Origin of the sequence: Sphaerotilus sulfidivorans (assembly GCF_013426975.1) — a bacterium.
Classification (GTDB): domain Bacteria; phylum Pseudomonadota; class Gammaproteobacteria; order Burkholderiales; family Burkholderiaceae_C; genus Sphaerotilus; species Sphaerotilus sulfidivorans.
In genome coordinates this window covers 1-1,100 of the sequence record NZ_JACCPY010000079.1, presented here as the reverse complement: position 1 = coordinate 1,100, position 1,100 = coordinate 1, and the positions used below count along the sequence as shown (strand labels likewise).

General features: G+C 65.0%; 1 protein-coding gene. It reads left to right on the top strand.

Features of this window, described 5'->3' with window-relative positions; translation table 11 throughout:
• On the top strand, positions 1 to 1,100 hold a 1,100-nt coding region (gene tuf / locus HZU84_RS20005), incomplete at both ends, for an elongation factor Tu (RefSeq protein ID WP_180693121.1).

Genomic DNA, 1,100 nt, shown 5'->3' with positions numbered 1-1,100 from the left:
CGGACCAAGCCGCACGTCAACGTCGGCACCATCGGTCACGTCGACCATGGCAAGACCACCCTGACGGCAGCCATCACGACCGTTCTGTCGAAGAAGTTCGGCGGTCAGGCCAAGGCCTATGACCAGATCGACGCCGCTCCGGAAGAGAAGGCTCGCGGCATCACGATCAACACCGCCCACGTCGAGTACGAGACGGCCAACCGCCACTACGCTCACGTCGACTGCCCGGGTCACGCCGACTACGTCAAGAACATGATCACCGGCGCCGCCCAGATGGACGGCGCGATCCTGGTCTGCTCGGCCGCTGACGGCCCGATGCCCCAGACCCGCGAGCACATCCTGCTGTCGCGTCAGGTCGGCGTGCCGTACATCATCGTCTTCCTGAACAAGGCCGACATGGTGGACGACGAAGAGCTGCTGGAACTGGTCGAAATGGAAGTGCGCGAGCTGCTCTCCAAGTACGACTTCCCCGGCGACGACACCCCGATCGTCAAGGGCTCGGCCAAGCTGGCCCTCGAAGGCGACACCGGCCCGCTGGGCGAGCAGGCCATCATGGCCCTGGCCGATGCGCTCGACACCTACATCCCGACGCCCGAGCGCGCCGTCGACGGCACCTTCCTGATGCCCGTCGAAGACGTGTTCTCGATCTCCGGCCGCGGCACCGTCGTGACCGGCCGTATCGAGCGCGGCCTGGTCAAGGTCGGCGAGGAAATCGAGATCGTCGGCATCCGCGCCACCGCCAAGACCACCTGCACCGGCGTCGAAATGTTCCGCAAGCTGCTCGACCAGGGTCAGGCTGGCGACAACGTCGGCATCCTGCTGCGCGGCACCAAGCGTGAAGACGTCGAGCGCGGTCAGGTGCTGTGCAAGCCGGGTTCGATCAAGCCGCACACCCACTTCACCGGTGAGGTCTACGTGCTGTCGAAGGACGAAGGCGGCCGCCACACCCCGTTCTTCAACAACTACCGCCCGCAGTTCTACTTCCGCACCACCGACGTCACCGGCGCCATCCAGCTGCCGGAAGGCAAGGAAATGGTCATGCCGGGTGACAACGTGTCGATCGAAGTCAAGCTGATCGCCCCGATCGCCATGGAAGAAGG